Annotated in this window: 13 protein-coding genes; 9 read left to right on the forward strand and 4 right to left on the reverse strand. The window is 47.9% G+C overall.

Annotated elements, in window-relative coordinates; translation table 11 throughout:
• Positions 1-22 precede the first annotated feature (22 nt).
• From GPK49_RS04005 to GPK49_RS04020, 4 genes are all read left to right on the forward strand, one after another.
• The gene (locus tag GPK49_RS04005) at positions 23-1,258 is read left to right on the forward strand and encodes an insulinase family protein (RefSeq protein WP_215676819.1); all 1,236 of its coding nucleotides are present in this window, start codon (positions 23-25) and stop codon (positions 1,256-1,258) included.
• On the forward strand, positions 1,248-2,480 hold the full coding sequence (yfmH, locus tag GPK49_RS04010; RefSeq protein WP_215676820.1) for an EF-P 5-aminopentanol modification-associated protein YfmH: 1,233 nt from the start codon (positions 1,248-1,250) through the stop codon (positions 2,478-2,480). The genes GPK49_RS04005 and yfmH overlap by 11 nt, the downstream gene beginning before the upstream one ends.
• A gap of 174 nt (positions 2,481-2,654) precedes the next feature.
• The gene (lgt, locus tag GPK49_RS04015; RefSeq protein ID WP_215676821.1) at positions 2,655-3,521 is read left to right on the forward strand and encodes a prolipoprotein diacylglyceryl transferase; all 867 of its coding nucleotides are present in this window, start codon (positions 2,655-2,657) and stop codon (positions 3,519-3,521) included.
• Positions 3,522-3,529: 8 nt separating this feature from the next.
• On the forward strand, positions 3,530-5,431 hold the full coding sequence (locus GPK49_RS04020; RefSeq protein ID WP_215676825.1) for an ABC-F family ATP-binding cassette domain-containing protein: 1,902 nt from the start codon (positions 3,530-3,532) through the stop codon (positions 5,429-5,431).
• A 102-nt stretch (positions 5,432-5,533) separates the two neighbouring features.
• Here the strand turns inward: GPK49_RS04020 and GPK49_RS13145 are convergent, their stop codons facing one another.
• Both GPK49_RS13145 and GPK49_RS13150 read right to left on the reverse strand, forming a co-directional pair.
• On the reverse strand, positions 5,534-6,109 hold the full coding sequence (locus GPK49_RS13145; protein ID WP_444876936.1) for a Na+/H+ antiporter NhaC family protein: 576 nt from the start codon (positions 6,107-6,109) through the stop codon (positions 5,534-5,536).
• A gap of 107 nt (positions 6,110-6,216) precedes the next feature.
• Positions 6,217-6,831, reverse strand: a complete 615-nt coding sequence (locus GPK49_RS13150) for a Na+/H+ antiporter NhaC family protein (RefSeq protein ID WP_444876937.1) — start codon at positions 6,829-6,831, stop codon at positions 6,217-6,219.
• Between the two features lie 267 nt (positions 6,832-7,098).
• Between GPK49_RS13150 and GPK49_RS04030 the strand changes: the two genes are divergently transcribed.
• Entirely contained in the window at positions 7,099-8,340 is a 1,242-nt protein-coding gene (locus GPK49_RS04030) for a hemolysin family protein (RefSeq protein WP_215676826.1), read from the forward strand.
• A 321-nt stretch (positions 8,341-8,661) separates the two neighbouring features.
• Here GPK49_RS04030 and GPK49_RS04035 read toward each other — a convergent pair whose 3' ends face one another.
• Both GPK49_RS04035 and lexA read right to left on the reverse strand, forming a co-directional pair.
• Positions 8,662-10,599 carry an NAD(+) synthase gene (locus GPK49_RS04035; RefSeq protein WP_215676822.1) on the reverse strand — a complete coding sequence of 646 codons (1,938 nt, stop codon included), beginning with the start codon at positions 10,597-10,599 and terminating at the stop codon, positions 8,662-8,664.
• Positions 10,600-10,613: 14 nt separating this feature from the next.
• Positions 10,614-11,222 (reverse strand): transcriptional repressor LexA, encoded by a 609-nt coding sequence (lexA, locus tag GPK49_RS04040; RefSeq protein WP_118582071.1) that lies wholly within the window; start codon positions 11,220-11,222, stop codon positions 10,614-10,616.
• A 250-nt stretch (positions 11,223-11,472) separates the two neighbouring features.
• On the opposite strand from lexA, the gene yneA reads away from it, so the two are divergent.
• The 4 genes from yneA (at position 11,473) to GPK49_RS04060 (ending at position 13,825) form a co-directional block, all read left to right on the forward strand.
• Complete coding sequence (yneA, locus tag GPK49_RS04045) at positions 11,473-11,793, forward strand: cell division suppressor protein YneA (RefSeq protein WP_016407371.1); 321 nt, start codon at positions 11,473-11,475, stop codon at positions 11,791-11,793.
• Between the two features lie 213 nt (positions 11,794-12,006).
• Positions 12,007-12,471 (forward strand): NfeD family protein, encoded by a 465-nt coding sequence (locus GPK49_RS04050; RefSeq protein WP_215676823.1) that lies wholly within the window; start codon positions 12,007-12,009, stop codon positions 12,469-12,471.
• Between the two features lie 15 nt (positions 12,472-12,486).
• Positions 12,487-13,497 (forward strand): flotillin-like protein FloA, encoded by a 1,011-nt coding sequence (gene floA, locus GPK49_RS04055; protein WP_118582062.1) that lies wholly within the window; start codon positions 12,487-12,489, stop codon positions 13,495-13,497.
• A 172-nt stretch (positions 13,498-13,669) separates the two neighbouring features.
• Positions 13,670-13,825: a hypothetical protein gene (locus tag GPK49_RS04060; RefSeq protein WP_016407368.1), complete on the forward strand. Its 156-nt coding sequence runs from the start codon at positions 13,670-13,672 to the stop codon at positions 13,823-13,825.
• The last annotated feature ends 705 nt before the right edge of the window (positions 13,826-14,530 follow it).

Below are 14,530 nucleotides of genomic sequence, written 5' to 3' on the forward strand. Positions count from 1 at the left end.
AAAAAGAAAAAGAGGTGGCAGGATGGTTGCGATGGAAAAATGCGAGCCGAAATATGAGCCGAGGTGCAGGATTTTCTTTGCAGAGGGGCAGAAATTTCGGACAAATCTGTTGGTTTTATTTTTTGATTTGCCGCTAAAACGGGAAACGGCAACGAAAACAGCCCTTCTGGCAGAGGTGCTGCGGCAGGGGGAAGACCCGACGGGGGCGGCAAGGCAGGCGGAGCTGCTTTTTGGGGCGCATTGGGATATCAGCGTGGTGAAAAAGGGGGGACGGCAGTTACTGCTGTTTTCCTTGGAGACACTGAAAAATGTGGAAACAGAGGAAATGCTTGCGTTTTTGCGAGAGCGGCTGTTTGCGCCGATGCAGAATGGCTTTACGGAGAAAGCCGTGGAGCGGCAGAAAAAAATTCTGCGACAGAAATTGGAAAACCAAAGGGATGATAAAAAGGCATTTGCGCGCAGGCGTGCCCTGGAGGAAACCGCAAAGGGAACAGCACTTGCGATTTCGGGGGACGGCTATGCGGAGGATTTGGAGGAAATCAGTGCGGAGGGGCTGCTTGCATTTTATCGGGAGCTTCTGGAAACGGCAAGGGTGAAGGTCTTTTTCTGCGGCGAAAAGGATGATGCCTTGCTTTCTCTGCGGCAGAATTTTAAGGGGAAGGCGGCAGCGGAGGACGAAGCTGCACCGATTCTAGAGGAAAAGCCGCATTTTTTGAGAGAAGAAACAGATGCGGCACAGGCAAGGCTTCTGCTCGGCTTTCTGGGGGATGTGGGAAACAGCACCAGAGAGACGGCACTGCTGCTGCTGAATCAGCTTCTGGGCGGCGACCCGGATTCGTTTTTGTTCCGGAAGCTGCGGGAGGAGGAGGGGCTTTGCTACGAAATCAAATCGTACCGATATCCGCTTTCGCCGTATTTTTTTGTGCAGGCAGGGATTCGGGCAGAGGATGCCAAGCGCGTCTGTGCGGAGCTGCTTTTCTGCTTAGAGGAATGGAAGAAAAACAGCATTTCCAAGGAAAAGCTTGCTCATGCAAAGGAAAGCCTGATACGGGAATATACCGCATTGGCGGACAGCCCATGGGGGATGGTGGATTTTCTGGCAGAGCAGGCATTGCAGGGCAAGGAGCTTACCACAGAGCGGCTTTTGCGGCAGATAGAAAGAACAGAGGCGGCGGATATTGTGCGTGCGGCAAAGCATTTCAGATTACAGACGGTGTATCTTTTGCAGGGAAAGGAGCGGACGCAGGATGCGGATTGAAAAAACGGAGCAGGGCAAAACGAAAAACGGTCTGCGGTATTATCTCTTTCCTCGAACGGGTTTTGGGGAGCAGATGGCGGCGGTGCTGGTGCAAAGAGGGGCGAACCACCTGTTTTGGAAGGGAAGGGATGGCGAGAAAATCTGCTTTCCGCAGGGAACGGCGCATTTTATCGAGCATAAGCTGTTTCAGCAGGAATGGGGCGATGCCTTTGCGCGCTTTACGCAAAATGGCGCATCTGCAAATGCCTTTACCGATGGCGACCGGACGGTTTATTATTTTACCTGTTCGGATAAATTTACGGAAAATTTAAGGCTTTTGCTGGATTTTGTGCAGAAGCCGTATTTTACGAAGGAGGACACGGAGCGGGAAAAGGATATCATCGTGAGCGAGATTACGATGTATGAGGATGACCCGATGTGGGTGGGGTATTATCAGATGCTGGAAGGTATGTATGGGAAGCACCCCATCCGCAACCGCATTGCGGGAACGGCGGAAACGGTGGCAGAAATTACAGAGGAAACCTTGCAGAGGGCGTACGCATGCTATTACACAACGGACGAAATGGCGCTGATCTGTGCAGGGGATATCCATTTGGGCGAGGTGCGGCGGATGGCAGAGCGTGTTGCGAGACGGGAAACGGATGCACGCGTGTATTTTCCGACAGAGGATGCAGAGATTGCGGAGAAATATCGCGCGTGTGAAAGGAGGCTTTCTGTGCCGCAGTTTCAGATTGGATGCAAGCTGCCGCCGCTTCCGAAGCAGGATTGGTTGAAAAAACGGATGGCGGCAGGGTTCTGTATGGAGCTTCTGGCAGGGGAGAGCAGTGTGTTTTTCCAAAAGGCGTATGAATGGGAGTGGCTGGATGAGGCACTCGGCTCTGCCTTTTTCTGCGGCGAGGGGTATGCCTTTGCGGCATTTTCGGGCAGTGGGACGCATCCGGAGGAAACAGCGGATTTTCTGGGAAGGGAGCTGGAGCGCCTGCAACAAGAAGGCTTTTCGCAGGAGGATTTTCAGCGTATCCGCAAAAAGCACTTGGGGCAGCTCCTGCGGCAGCTGGATACACCGCAGAAGCTCTGCTTTGGACAGCTTGCGTGGGCGCGGATGGATGCAACGGCAATCGACCTTTTGACCTGCATCAAGACCGTGCGGCAGGAGGAAGTGGAAAAAATGCTGAAGGAAGGCTTTTCAAAAGAAAATATGGTGCTTTCGGTTGTGAAATAAAAAGGATGCCCTCTATACGTTTATCGGGAGGGCATTTTTTATTGTGCCGCAAAGGAGGCATGAATTTTTCGGCAGGGAAAACAGAAAGGTTGATTCTAAGAGGTGGTTGTTATAAAATAATATTGGTATGCCGAAAAATCGGCAGAAAAAATCAAAGAGAAAAGAGGGATTTTTATGCCTGAAATATGGTTTCCCAATCTGGGAATTGAGATTGCACACCTAGACCGTGTGGCGTTTACGGTATTCGGAAGGAACGTCTACTGGTACGGCATTTTTATCGGGCTGGCGGTGGTTCTGGGGGTACTGATGGCAATGAAGGAGGCAAAGCGGACGGGACAGTCCCCTGATATGTACGTTGATTTTATCATCTATGCGCTGATTTTTGCCATTATCGGGGCAAGGCTGTATTATGTTATTTTTTCGTGGGATTTTTACAGCGCGCATCCCGAAAAGATATTTGCCCTCAGAGAGGGAGGACTTGCCATTTACGGCGGCATCATCGGCGGCGTGGTGACGGCAATCGTCTATTGCAAAAGGAAAGGGGTCAATTTCTGGCTGCTGGCGGATACGATTGCACCCTGCCTTGCGTTTGGGCAGATGCTGGGACGTTGGGGGAATTTCTTCAACCGAGAAGCGTTTGGCGGCTTTACGAATGGTCTGCTTGCAATGCGCTTGCAGATGAGTCAGGTGCGGACGAGCGATATTTCCGCAGAGGTGATGCAGCATATTGTCAATTATGGCGGCGTGGATTATATTCAGGTGCATCCGACCTTTTTATATGAATCGCTTTGGAATCTTTGCTTATTCTTGCTTTTGATAAAATTCCGCCCGAAAAAGAAATTTGACGGGCAGGTGCTGGGCTTATATTTTCTGGGCTATGCGCTTGGGAGAGTCTGGATTGAGGGACTGCGGACAGACCAGCTGATGTTTGGCCCCTTTGCGGTGAGCCAGCTGCTTTCGGGTGGTTTGATTATCTGCGCGGCGATATTTTTAATCCGGAAGGGCAAGCAGGAAAAGGCGAAGAAGGAATCAGAAAGTTGAGTGAAAATATGGTTTTATTGACAGCAGAAAATATCAGAAAAAGCTACGGTACGCGTGTCATTTTCGATGATATTTCCTTCAGCATCCATGAAGGGGATAAAATCGGGGTTATCGGTGTGAATGGGACGGGGAAATCTACCCTGTTGAAGATTATCGCAGGGGTGGATCAGGCGGACAGCGGCACGATTGTTACCATGAATGGGATGCGTATCGGCTATCTTTCCCAGAGCCCCGTTTTTGTGGACGGCACAACGGTGCTGCAGCAGGTGTTCCGCGGAGAAAATCCGCAGCTTGCTCTGGTGCGAGAATATGAGGAAACGATGGCGGCATTTGCAAAAACGCCTGAGGAGGAAAGGCTTGTGAAGCGGGCGGCGGAGCTTGCGGAAAAAATGGATAAGGCAGAGGCATGGTCTTTGGAGAGTGAGGCGAAAACGATTCTTACCAAGCTTGGCATTTCTGATTTCGGGCAGACGGTGGAAACGCTTTCGGGCGGACAGAAAAAGCGCGTGGCATTGGCGGCGGCACTGATTGCACCTGTGGATTTGCTGATTCTAGATGAGCCGACAAACCATATTGATAATGATACGGTGGATTGGCTGGAAAAGCATTTGGAGAAATATTCCAAGGCGCTCTTGATGGTGACGCATGACAGATATTTCCTTGACCGTGTGGCAAACCGCACACTGGAGCTGGAGCAGGGCAAGCTGTATTCCTATCAGGCGAACTATTCCAAGTTTCTGGAAATGAAGGCAGAGCGCGAGGAGCTGATTGCCGCAGGGGAACGCAAGCGGCAGAATTTTCTGCGGACGGAGCTGGAATGGGTGCGCCGCGGCGCGCAGGCGAGAAGCACCAAGCAGAAGGCGAGATTGCAGCGCTTTGAGGAGGTTTCCGCAATCCGTGCGCCAGAGGAAAAGCAGAGCGTGGAGCTTTCCTCTGTCGGCAGCCGTCTGGGGAAAAAGACGATTGCGCTAAGAAACATCTGCAAGGCGTATGACGGGAAAACGTACATCAAGGATTTCAGCTACATCATTCTCCGAGATGACCGTGTGGGTATCATCGGGGATAACGGCTGCGGCAAATCTACACTGCTGAACATTATGACCGGAAGGCTGAAGCCTGACAGCGGTGAGGTGGAGATAGGCGAAACGGTGAAAATCGGTGTATTCGCGCAGGAAAACGTGGATATGGACGAGAAGCAGCGTGTGATTGATTACATTCGTGATGAGGCGGAAATTATCCGCACGGCGGACGGACATATCACCGCATCCCAGATGCTCGACCGCTTTCTTTTTCCGCCTTCCATGCAGAGAGGCCCGATTTCTGTGCTTTCGGGTGGGGAAAGAAGAAGGCTGTACCTTTGCCGCGTGCTGATGGGCGCGCCGAATATCCTCTTTCTGGATGAACCGACGAACGATCTGGATATTGAAACGCTGATGATTCTGGAGGAATATCTGGAGCATTTCAACGGGGCGGTGGTTGCGGTTTCGCATGACAGATATTTCCTGGATAAAACGATGGGACGGATTTTTGCTTTCCTTGGCAACGGCAGAATTAAGCAATATGAGGGCGGCTATTCCGACTGCAAGGCGGCAAGAGAAAAGGAAACGCCTATTTTCGCTGAAAAGGCAGTTAAGGTGAAAAGGGAGGAACCGCAGAAGGAAAAGGCTCCCATCAAGAAAATGAGCTATAAGGACCAACGGGAATATGATACCATTGGGGACGAAATTGCTGCGTTGGAGGAAAAAATTGCAAAGACGGATGCGGATATGGCAGCCTGTGCGACAGATTTCACCCATTTACAGGAGCTTTCTGCCGAAAAGGAAGCACTGGAGGCGAAGCTTGAGGAACGGATGGAGCGTTGGATGGAGCTGAGCGAGCTGGCGGAGGAAATTGAGAGAAATAAAGCGTAAAAACAGGGTGTCGACTTTTTCGACACCCTTAAAATATTTATTTTTTCGTTTCTTATAGAAGGTCTTCTGCGGTTGCGGAAGAACATCCTGTGGCTGAACCGCTTATTTCTGCTTTTCCTTTCCGAAAAAGATGAACAGAAGAGAGCTGATGAGCAGCATATAAGGATAGAACAGCTTCGGCATGATTTCAAATGCGTTGACGGTTTCGCCCAAACCGGATGCGGCGGCGATGGCAACGAGCATCTGCGCACCGTAGGGCAGGATACCCTGAAATACACAGGAGAAGGTATCCAGAATGGAGGCAGCTTTTCTGCTGCTGATGCCGTAGTCCTTGGACATTTCCTTTGCGATGGGGTTTGCCATAACGATGGCAACGGTATTATTTGCGGTTGCGATATCCATAAGCCCGACCAATAAGCCCATGCCGAGCAGACCGCCCCTTCTGCCCTTAAAGACCTGCTTAATCCAATGCAGGAGAGCGGCAAAGCCGCCGTATTCCTTAATGAGTGCGCAGATAGCGGCAACCAGAATTGCAACCATGCTGGTTTCAAACATCCCTGCGGCACCGGTGCCCATATTGCCAAGCAAATCGGTTGGCGCAATCATGCCGGTTGCAATCATGATAACAGAGCCACTGATGACACCGATAATCAGTACAAGGAACACATTCAGTCCCACGATGCCGCCGATCAGTACCAGAATATAGGGAATGGTCTGAATCAGGTTATATTTTTCCGCAACAAAGCCGCCATTATAGCTTTTTACGGAAAGAACAAAGATAATGATTACGCTGACAATCGCCGCAGGCAGGGCGATAAAGAAATTTTCCTTAAATTTATCTGTTGTCCGTTGCAGGCAGCAATGGTTGTATCCGAAATAAAGGACAGGTTATCCCCGAACATTGCACCGCTCATGACAGAAGCAATGCAAAGAGGCACGGAAAAGCCGGATGCCTTTGCAACAGCAATGCCGATGGGGACAATCAGCGTAATTGTGCCGACAGAGGTGCCCATGGCGAGCGATACAAGACAGCTGACGATGAAAAGCACCGCAACCGCGAACTGTGGTGGAATCAGAGAGAGAATGAAGTAGGCAACGCTGTTTGCGGAGGATCTGCCGACAACGCCGACAAAAATCCCTGCCAGCATGAAGATGAGAATCATCGTGATAATATTCGGGTCGCTGATGCCGGTGCCCATAACGGCAAGCTTATCATTGAGCTGCAGGGAACGGTTTTGCAGACAGGCAACAAGCAGGGCAATCAGAAATATGACAACAACAGGGATTTTGTAAAAGCCCATTTCGATGCGCAGGCCATATTCAAACAATATGCCAAGACCTAAATATAAAACAACAAATACGAATATGGGAAGCAATGCCTTCCCGTTTCTCTTTTCCATTTTCTTCTTCCTTTCCATACGATAAAACTACTAAGTTTTTAATTGAGATTCCATTTTTTTACAGCAATCTGCATGATACATTCATAGGCATTTCCCGCTCCTTTGAAAAATCTGTTGTATAACATCCTTTATATCCTAACATATTTTTTTGTTTGCTACAAGGATTGGGTTTTGTACAAAGGAGTTTTTGTTGCAAAAAAGTCACTTTTATAGTAAACTATTCAGATATATAGAAAACATTTGAGAGATATGGAGAGTGATGACCGTATGGACGGCAGTCCAGTGTTAATTGGCTTATTGATTTTTTTGGTATGTTGTTCTGCGTTTTTTTCCGCATCGGAAACGGCGCTGACTTCCCTGAGCAGGATTCGTCTGCGGAATATGGTGGAGGAAAATGTAAAAAATGCGGATTTGATTATGCGTCTGCTGGAAGACCCGAACCGCTTGCTGAGTTCCATTTTGGTTGGGAATAACTTAGTAAACAACGGCGCGTCTGCCCTGACAACCACATTGGCAATTCAGATTTTCCGCGGCAATTCCGGCGGAGCGGGGATTGCGACCATTGTGATTACCGTTATCATTCTGATTTTCGGGGAAATTACTCCTAAGACGATTGCGGCGCAGAAGGCGGAAAAGGTTGCTCTTGCAGTGGTAAAGATTATTTCCTTCTGTGTGCTGGTGTTCCGCCCTGTGGTTGCAGTGCTGAATGTGGTGACAGGCGGTTTGATTCGTCTTCTGGGATGTAATCCGAATGAAAAAGCACCGCTGATTACAGAGGCAGAGCTGAAAACCATGGTCAATGTCAGCCATGAAGAGGGCGTGCTGGAGCTAGACGAAAGAAAAATGATTAACAACGTGTTCGATTTCGGGGATTCCAAGGCGAAGGATGTCATGACACCCAGAACGGATATCGTTGCGGTTCCGTTGGATGTGACCTATGGGGAATACGTCCGTCAGGTGCAGGAGGAGGGTTTTTCCCGTATGCCTGTTTATGGCGAGGACTTGGATGATATTGTCGGTATTCTGTATGTCAAAGATATTTTCTATCTGGATGAAGCGACCTTCTCGGCAGAAAAATATATGAGAGAGCCATTTTTCACCTACGAAAGCAAGCCTCTGGATGAGCTGCTGGCGGAGCTGAAAAACAGCCGTCTGGCGGTTGCAATCGTTCTGGATGAATATGGCGGCACATCCGGTATGATTACAACAGAGGACATTGTTGAGGAAATTGTCGGAGAAATCGGAGACGAATACGATGATGAGGAAGATGAAATCGAGGTCATCAAGGATAACGAATTCGTGGTGGACGGCAGCACCCGTCTGGAGGATTTCAATGAAATTGTCGGTACCGAGCTGGAAAGCGAGGAAGTGGATACCATTGCAGGGTATATTCTTCAGCTTTTAGGGGATTTTCCGAAAAACGGCGAGGTGATTGAGACGGATGGACTGCGGATTGTGGTTGAGGAAATGGATAAGAATCGTATTGAAAAGGTTCGTGTTTATAAATAAAAAGGAAATGGGGTATCTCCGTTGAGTGGCACCCCGAAGGGCTAGACAAATATTTTTCAGCAAAACAATTCAAGCAACCGAAAGGGCTTATTGTCTGTATATTGCAGGCGATAGGCCCTTAAAATTTGCCTTTATTCGGCTTATTCTGCGGCGGCGAGGCTTCTCCTTCGGTATTGCCGGTACTGTCGGTTTCTTAAATTCCGATGCAGTATCGTTTGCCTGGCAGCTCTTTTGAGATAGGAAAACACCCCACCTGTGAAACAGTATACTGTCTAACAAATGGGGTGTCTGTAATAGATATCTCAGCTTTTTTGTATAAAATTACAGCTTTTCGACCTCGTCCATCCAAATGCGGCTGACTGCATCGGTAGGCATTCGCCAGTCACTTCTGGGAGACAGGCACAATGCCCCAACCTTCGGGCCATCGGGCAGACAAGAACGCTTGAACTGCTGGATAAAGAAACGGCGGTAGAAATTCTTGAGCCATTTCAGAAGGGTTGCTCTGTCATATTCACCGGCAAAGGCTTTTTCTGCAAGGAAGAGAATCTTTGCAGGATGATAGCCGAAGCGGATAATCTGATAAAGGAAGAAATCGTGCAGCTCATAGGGGCCGACCAAATCCTCGGTTTTCTGGTTGATTTTCCCGTTTTCATCTGGAGGCAGCAGTTCGGGGCTGACGGGGGTATCCAGTACATCCAACAGAGCAGCGGATGCCTCTGCGTCTACCTCGCCGTTTGTTGCGACCCATTTTACCAGAACACGCACCAGTGTTTTAGGGATGCCGCCATTGACACCATACATGGACATGTGGTCGCCGTTATAGGTTGCCCAACCCAAAGCCAGCTCGGATAAATCGCCTGTACCAACAACCAGACCATTGTATTTATTTGCCAAATCCATCAGAATCTGGGTGCGTTCACGCGCCTGTGCATTTTCATAAGTAACATTATGCAGGCTGATATCATGGTCGATATCCTTGAAATGCTGAATGACAGCATCGCGGATAGGAATTTCCTTCATGGTGATGCCAAGGCAACGCATCAGCGTCAGGGCGTTTTGATAGGTTCTGTCCGTTGTGCCGAAGCCGGGCATGGTTACGCCGATGACATGGGTGCGGTCAATGCCGAGATAATCACAGGCTTTTGCACAGACCAGCAGTGCCAGCGTGGAATCCAGACCGCCGGAAATGCCAATCACCAGAGAATCGGCATGGGTATGCTCCATGCGTCTTGCAAGACCTGTTGTCTGGATGGCGAAAATATTTTTACAGCGTGCATCCAGCTTTGTGGTTGGGGTGAAGGGGACATTGGACAGGGGTCTGCTCCAGTTGTCCAGTGTGGTGTCCTCTGCCATATCGAAGAAAATCTGGCGATAGAATTTCTGTGCCTCTGCTTTTTGCAGATGGGTCATGAAGGTGGTGTGCTTTCTGCGCTCGCTCATCAGCATTTCTACGTCGATATCGGCATAAACAAACTGGCTTTCGCGAGAGAAGGATTCTGTTTCCGCGAAAAGCGTGCCGTTTTCGTAAATCATGCTGTGTCCGCTGAATACAGCGTCCTGTGTGGATTCGCCTGTGCCTGCGGAGGTGTACACATAAGCGGACAGGCAGCGCGCGGACTGCTGAGACACCAGCTGACGGCGATAGCCGGGCTTGGAGGCAAGCTCATTGCTTGCGGAAAGATTCAGCAGCAGCGTTGCGCCGTACAGGCTCAGATAGGAGCTGGGGGGAATGGGTACCCAGAGGTCTTCGCAGATTTCCACGCCGATTTTCAGTGCAGGGAAATCCGCAGCAGCGAAAATCAGGTCTGCGCCGATGGGAACATTCTGCCCTGCATAAGTAATTTCTTCCGTCAAAAGGTCATCCGCAGAGGCAAACCAGCGTTCTTCATAAAATTCGCTATAGTTGGGGATATGTGTTTTGGGGACGATACCCAGAAGCTTGCCCTTGTAGAGGGCAACAGCGCAGTTGAACATTTGATTATCCACAGCGATGGGCGCACCAATCAGGAGGAAGATATTCAGTGCTTTTGTTGCTTCTGCAATCTCCTGAATTGCCTGCTCGGCGGCGTGCAGAAGCGGTGTTTGAAAGAACAAATCCGCACAGGTATAGCCTGTAACGGAAAGCTCTGGGAAGGACAGCACACGCACCTGCTTTGCGGCGGCTGCCTCCACCAGCTTCAAGATTTCCTCTTTATTATAGACACAATCGGCAACCCGCAGCTTCGGTACAGCGGAACCGACCTTTACATAACCATACATACTTTCATCTCTCCTTAGAATTTTCTGAACAGACCGATGACCTTGCCCAAAATGGCAACGTCCTTTACGATAATGGGTGACATAGAGGGGTTTTCCGGCTGCAGGCGGATGAAATCCTTTTCCTTATAGAAGGTTTTGACGGTTGCAAAATCCTCGATTAAGGCAACAACGATATCGCCGTTATTGGCATCCTGCTGCTGGCGAACCAGAATCAAATCCTTATCAAAAATGCCTGCTTCAATCATGCTTTCCCCCTTGACACGAAGCATAAACACGGTGTCATTGTGAATATAATCCACGGGAATCGGGAAGGTATCCTCGATATTTTCCACGGCAAGAATCGGGATGCCGGCGGTGATATTGCCGACAATCGGCACATTCACAAATTCACGCTGGGGTGCATCAAAGTCGGAATCCAGAATTTCAATGGCTCTGGGCTTGGTTGGGTCGCGGCGAATCAGCCCCTTCTTTTCCAGACGGGACAGATGCCCATGCACCGTTGAGGTGGACTTCAGCCCAACGGCATCACAGATTTCCCGTACCGAAGGGGGGTAGCCCTTTTCCCGCACTTCTGCTTTCATATATTCCAGAATTTGTCTTTGCTTTGCGGACAGCTCACTCATATACTCACTCCTTATGATTGTATCCAAATAGATGGGAATTATCAAGTCGATGGCAGAAATATCCTGCCGAGGAACGGAAATCGCCGGAGCTTCGGCAATTCCCGATGTTGTTTTTCATTATAGCATGGAATTGATACAAAATCAAACCTATGTTCGCAAAAAATGCAAAAAAGTATTGACAAGGAATAGATGTTCGTGTAATATACAAGCATAAAACGAAGAAATGTTCGGAGTGAATGGGGGCGAAAGCATGGAAAGAAGAACACAAAGAAGGGTCGTAAGGAAATCCAGAAAAATCAGAAAAAACGTATTTCTGCTGCTGACACTGGCGTTGATTCTCTGCTTGGGAACCTTTGCCATGGGCGCGCAGAAGGGAAGAGAAACAAAAACGTATTATGAGTCTGTGGAGATTCAGAGGGGCGATACGATTTGGGATATCGCGAAGGAATATAAAGCAGAGGGACAGAAAACCGAACAGATGGTTGATGCAATTTGTGAGGTGAACGGGCTGAAAACAGCGAACATACGGACGGGCGAAAATATCATCGTACCGGTGACGAGAGAAATATAAAAAAGGGAAACACAAAAAACAGAAGGGAGATGAAGGAGCTTCATCTCCCTTCTGTAAATGGGGATAATTTCTTAAGAAAATCTTACAGTTTTTAAAATCCATTGCAAGCGAATTACTTTTTATGATACTATAAAGTCAAGAAGGGCATATTTGCTCCATGCGAATATACTTTGCCTAGATAGGGTAAAAAACTGCATAAAGGAGGTTGAAGAAATGTTTCCATGGATTGTTGTTTTGGCGGTTCTCGGTTTAGTGATGATTTTTGCAGAGATTCTAATGCCGGGGTTTGGTCTGTTTGGCATTTTGGGTACAATCTCCCTTTTCGGCTCGCTTGCGCTGACGTTTAAGATTTACGGATTGATTCTATTTTTAATCATGCTGGTTGCAGTTGTGGCTGTATTTTTTGCAATGGTATTTCTGGCAAAGCAAAGTGGACTGTACAATAAGATTGTATTAAAGGATAAGCAGGAAGCGAAGGACTTTGATGAAAATGCTCTGCAGGGACTGCTGGGACAGACAGGTGTGACACATTCGACGCTGCGTCCCTTTGGCGTGGCAGAGATTGACGGGAAGATGATCGATGTCTGTTCGCAGGGTGATTTTATTGACAGAGACGAAAAGGTGCAGGTTGTGCAAATCACGGGGAAAACTGTGATTGTAAAGGTATGCGAAGCATAAAAGGAGGCGTATGAGATGTTTGAAATTTTTGGTTTTATTATTCCGCTGATTGTCATTCTGGTGATAGTGGGGATTTTCCTGAGCTTTGTTCCCCTGGGGTTATGGATTTCCGCGGTTTCCGCAGGCGTTAGGGTAAATATTTTTTCGCTGGTCGGGATGCGTCTGCGTCGGGTGCGTGCGGATAAGATTATTCGTCCTTTGATTAAGGCGCAGAAGGCAGGGATGAATGTTAACGCAAATCAGCTGGAATCCCATCTGCTTTCCGGCGGTCGTGTGGATAACGTTGTAGATGCTTTGATTGCGGCGCACAGAGCAAATCTGGATCTTTCCTTTGAACGTGCGGCAGCGATTGATCTGGCAGGGCGGAATGTTTTTGAAGCTGTAAAAATGAGCGTCACGCCTAAGATTATCGAAACACCTTGGATTTCTGCCGTTGCGATTGATGGCATCGAGGTGAAGGTGATTGCGAAGGTAACAGTGAGAGCGAATCTGAGCAGACTGGTCGGCGGTGCAGGCGAAGAAACGATTATTGCCAGAGTTGGCGAGGGTATTGTTACAACGGTTGGTTCTTCTCAGAGTCATAAGAGCGTATTGGAAAACCCCGATCTGATTTCCAGAACAGTTTTGTCAAAGGGTCTGGATAACGGTACTGCATTTGAGATTCTGTCTATTGATATTGCAGATGTGGATATTGGCAGAAACATCGGCGCACACCTGCAGATTCAGCAGGCGGAAGCGGACAAGCAGATTGCACAGGCGAAGGCGGAAGAACGCCGCGCGACGGCGATTGCCAAGGAGCAGGAAATGAGAGCGGAAGTGGAACACATGAAGGCAAAGGTTGTGGAAGCAGAAGCAGAGGTTCCTCGTGCGATGGCAGAAGCACTGCGCAGCGGCAATCTGGGCGTGATGGATTATTATCGTATGCAGAATGTGCAGGCGGATACCGCGATGAAGAACAATGTCGGCAATACGGATTTGTCTAAGGTGTTCCATAAGGAGCAGTGCATCGAAACAAAAGACAATTAAAAATGAAATTTCGACAAGGAGAGGGGCAACCCTCTTTTTTGTTATATAATAAAGAAGAAACAGAGAAAAAATCCTAATAAAAGGAAAACGAATAAAATGAGAAAGACGAGACATACTATGACTGCGAGAGATGCTCGCCGAGAAAAAAGAAGGATGACAGGAGGTCATAGTCATGGACAAAAACAATAACAAAACAAACAAAACGGAAAAGAACAACCAGAAGGGCATGAACAGAACAGAATTTGCACAGGAATACAGCATTGATACCGGCAAAAACGAAAAGACAAATAAAACCAATAAAACAAACAAGACAAATAAGTGTGACTAAAAAAGGTATTATTATGAAAAAGGCAGCTTTGATTCCTAGGGAAAAAGGGCTGCCTTTTCCTTATTTTGAGGGGAAGGAAAAAATATCGAAAAAAGGTGAAAAAAGGTGTTGACATTTTGTGTTAAGCGTGTATAATAAATAAATGTCGCTGCACGAAAGCAGTCGGAAAAAGAGTATAGGCATTGGTCAACAGCGAATGTTTGAAAAGAAAAACATTGACAAGCGGGACTGCGGATGATATACTGATATCCGCTGACATAAACAGCGAAAACAGGCACAGAAAAATAAATAAAAAAGTGCTTGACAAACTGAATGATACTTGATAAAATATCATTCGCTGTCGAAAAACAGCAAACAAAATCGAATCAGGTATAAAAAATAATACTTGACAAGAAAATGAAGATTTGATAAAATAATCTTCGCTGCTGAAAAGCAGATTGATCCTTGAAAACTGAACAATGGATATGAATAAACACAACCCATAGTCAATTCTGTCAGAGTAGTTCTGAGCTGATTATGAAGCGCGACCATGTGACCGAAGGTTGCGGGAGGCGCTGAATAGCGAAGAATGGAGCGGTTTTCGCAAAGCGAAAAGACAACGCGAACTGACGAGATAATGAACTTGATTTTGCCGGTTTAGAAAAACCGGAGTTAGCCAGAAGAACTGGTTAGGAACAAAACTTTAACATAAGAGTTTGATCCTGG

The sequence above is a fragment of the Clostridium sp. MCC345 genome (assembly GCF_018785345.1).
GTDB classification, from domain to species: domain Bacteria; phylum Bacillota; class Clostridia; order Lachnospirales; family Anaerotignaceae; genus Anaerotignum_A; species Anaerotignum_A faecicola.

Bases quoted from the DNA above. Each gene is read 5' to 3' on its own strand.
- GPK49_RS04005 (WP_215676819.1), top strand. From the start codon at position 23: ATGGTTGCGATGGAAAAATGCGAGCCGAAATATGAGCCGAGGTGCAGG.
- yfmH (WP_215676820.1), top strand. From the start codon at position 1,248: ATGCGGATTGAAAAAACGGAGCAGGGCAAAACGAAAAACGGTCTGCGG.
- lgt (WP_215676821.1), top strand. From the start codon at position 2,655: ATGCCTGAAATATGGTTTCCCAATCTGGGAATTGAGATTGCACACCTA.
- GPK49_RS04020 (WP_215676825.1), top strand. From the start codon at position 3,530: ATGGTTTTATTGACAGCAGAAAATATCAGAAAAAGCTACGGTACGCGT.
- GPK49_RS13150 (WP_444876937.1), bottom strand. From the start codon at position 6,831: ATGGAAAAGAGAAACGGGAAGGCATTGCTTCCCATATTCGTATTTGTT.
- GPK49_RS04030 (WP_215676826.1), top strand. From the start codon at position 7,099: ATGGACGGCAGTCCAGTGTTAATTGGCTTATTGATTTTTTTGGTATGT.
- GPK49_RS04035 (WP_215676822.1), bottom strand. From the start codon at position 10,599: ATGTATGGTTATGTAAAGGTCGGTTCCGCTGTACCGAAGCTGCGGGTT.
- lexA (WP_118582071.1), bottom strand. From the start codon at position 11,222: ATGAGTGAGCTGTCCGCAAAGCAAAGACAAATTCTGGAATATATGAAA.
- yneA (WP_016407371.1), top strand. From the start codon at position 11,473: ATGGAAAGAAGAACACAAAGAAGGGTCGTAAGGAAATCCAGAAAAATC.
- GPK49_RS04050 (WP_215676823.1), top strand. From the start codon at position 12,007: ATGTTTCCATGGATTGTTGTTTTGGCGGTTCTCGGTTTAGTGATGATT.
- floA (WP_118582062.1), top strand. From the start codon at position 12,487: ATGTTTGAAATTTTTGGTTTTATTATTCCGCTGATTGTCATTCTGGTG.
- GPK49_RS04060 (WP_016407368.1), top strand. From the start codon at position 13,670: ATGGACAAAAACAATAACAAAACAAACAAAACGGAAAAGAACAACCAG.